This window comes from Mycolicibacterium pyrenivorans, from assembly GCF_025821625.1.
Lineage (GTDB): Bacteria > Actinomycetota > Actinomycetes > Mycobacteriales > Mycobacteriaceae > Mycobacterium > Mycobacterium pyrenivorans.
Window position 1 is genome coordinate 1 of the sequence record NZ_JACKSH010000276.1, and the last position, 2,669, is coordinate 2,669.

Consider the following 2,669-nt stretch of genomic DNA (forward strand, 5'->3'; position numbering starts at 1 on the left):
GCCATCATCTGATCCCGCACAACGGCCCACCCCGACTCCAAAGCGCACAACCGAATTCGCCCCCACGCCGAGGGTCGATCGGTGAATCAAGGCTAAGCGCTGAGCGGCGGTGCTAGATCGTCACCCCGACCGTCACGGTGGCGGTCAGGCTGGACACGTTGGAGTCGTCCCGGACGACGATCGACAGTGTCCGGATCTCACCGAGGTCCAACAGCCCGCCCGGCTCCGACGCAAAGAAGGTGACCGCCTTGAGCGCCGCCTCGTACTGGTCCTTCGTCCCGGTACCGGACAGCGTCAAGGTTCGGGTGCCCACATCCCACACTGCGCCGACCGGACTCCCGGAAGGGGCCACGTAGCCGAGGACGTCCCCCGAGTTGTAGTTGCCCGAGATCCGCACAGTGGCACCGAACATGTAGTCCGAATCGATATCGGAGATGGCGACCGTCGTGATCGGTTTCACCGCCGGATCGTCCGCCCCATAAATCAGTGCCCCGATCGGCGCCACCAACGGCGCGATCGGATTCGCCACGTTGGCAAGGACCGTCCCGGGAAGTGCGCTGTTCACACCCGCATCGTCGGTCACGGTGACCGACACGGTGCGCACGATCAGAGCGCCGCCGGTGGCCGAGAAGGTCACCGCCTCGAGCGCCTGTTCGTACTGTGCCTTGGTGGCGGTTCCGCTCAAGGTCAGCGTCTTGGTGCCCGCATCGCCGTGTAACCCAGCGTGTCCCCGGACTGCGCCAGCAGCGTGATCTGCACCTTGGCACCCGACATGTAATCGGAGTCAATGTCGGCGATGTCAGCCACGGAGATCAGTTGCGTCGGTTCCTTGCCGAGGGTGTAGGTCGGGACTCCGATCGTCGCTACCGTCGGCGCCGAGGAGTACCGTGCGCTTGCGAGGATCGTGGCGGGCACGGGGCTGGCCTTGTTCGCGTCGTCGGTGACGGTGATCGACACGGTGCGCACGATCAGTGCGCCGCCGGTGGCCGAGAAGGTCACCGCCTCGAGCGCCTGTTCGTACTGTGCCTTGGTGGCGGTTCCGCTCAAGGTCAGCGTCTTGGTGCCCGCATCTGTCCCCGGACTGCGCCAGCAGCGTGATCTGCACCTTGGCACCCGACATGTAATCGGAGTCGACGTCGGCGATGCCGGCTTCCGAGATCAGCGTCACAGGAGCGGTGTTGATCGTGTGGACAGGGGTGCCGATGGTGGTGATGAGCGGCGGCAGCCCGATCACCGTCACCACCGCAGCCCCCGGGGCCAGACTCGAGACTTCAGCCTCATCGGTCACGTTGATCGTGATGCTGCGCGGCAGCCCGCCCTCGGTCGTGGAGAACGTGACCGCCTTGATCGCCGCTTCGTACTGGGCGATCGTCGCGGCCCCCGTCAGACTGAGGGTCTTGGTCGCCGCGTCCCAGGAACCGGTCACCGGGTCGCCGTTCGGCTGAACGTAATCGAGCAGATCACCATCCTGGCCGCCGGTCACGATCGTCACCGTCGCGCCGGAAAGCTCGTCGGAGTCCGCGTCGAGCACCTCCACCACGGAGACCACCTGAACCGGGGATCCGCCCAACGTGTAAATCGGGGTGCCGATGGTGGTGATCACCGGCGGCAAACCGATCACCGTCACCACTGCAGCGCCGGGGGCCAGACTCTCAACCTCGGCCTCATCCATCACACTGATCGTGATGCTGCGCGGCAGCCCGCCCTCGGTGGTGGAGAACGTGACCGCCTTGATCGCCGCTTCGTACTGGGCGATCGTCGCGGTCCCCGTCAGCGTGAGGGCCTTGGTTGCCGCGTTCCAGGAACCGGTGACCGGGTTTCCTGACGGGGCAACATAATCGAGCAGGTCGCCGGCCTTGCCGCCCGTCACGATCGTCACCGTCGCGCCGGAAAGCTCGTCGGAGTCCGCGTCGAGCACCTCGACGACCGAGACCACCTGAACCGGGGATCCGCCCAACGTGTAGATCGGCGCACCCACCGTGGTGATCACCGGCGGCAAACCGATCACCGTCACCACTGCAGCGCCGGGGGCCAGACTCGAGACTTCAGCCTCATCGGTCACGTTGATCGTGATGCTGCGCGGCAGCCCGCCTTCGGTGGTGGAGAACGTGATCGCCTTGATCGCCGCCTCATACTGCGCGATCGTCGCGGCCCCCGTCAGACTGAGGGTCTTGGTCGCCGCGTCCCAGGAACCGGTCACCGGATTGCCGTTCGGCTGAACATAATCGAGCAGATCACCATCCTGGCCGCCGGTCACGATCGTCACCGTCGCGCCGGACAGTTCGTCGGAGTCGGCGTCACCATCCTGGCCGCCGGTCACGATCGTCACCGTCGCGCCGGACAGTTCGTCGGAGTCGGCGTCGAGCACCTCGACGACCGAGACCACCTGAACCGGGGATCCGCCCAACGTGTAAATCGGGGTGCCGATGGTGGTGATGACCGGCGGCAAACCGATCACCGTCACCACTGCAACACCGGGGGCCAGACTCGAGACTTCAGCCTCATCGGTCACGTTGATCGTGATGCTGCGCGGCAGCCCGCCCTCGGTGGTGGAGAACGTGANCGCNTTGATCGCCGCCTCATACTGCGCAATCGTCGCGGTCCCCGTCAGACTGAGGGTCTTGGTCGCCGCGTTCCAGGTTCCGGTGACCGGATTGCCGTTCGGCTGG

1 protein-coding gene is annotated in these 2,669 nt (G+C 65.8%); it reads right to left on the minus strand.

Annotation, left to right across the window (positions count from 1 at the left end):
* Positions 1–112: 112 nt before the first annotated feature.
* Positions 113–685, minus strand: coding sequence for a hypothetical protein (locus tag H7I57_RS30215; protein ID WP_264028223.1), 573 nt, complete (start codon positions 683–685; stop codon positions 113–115).
* Positions 686–2,669: the final 1,984 nt, after the last annotated feature.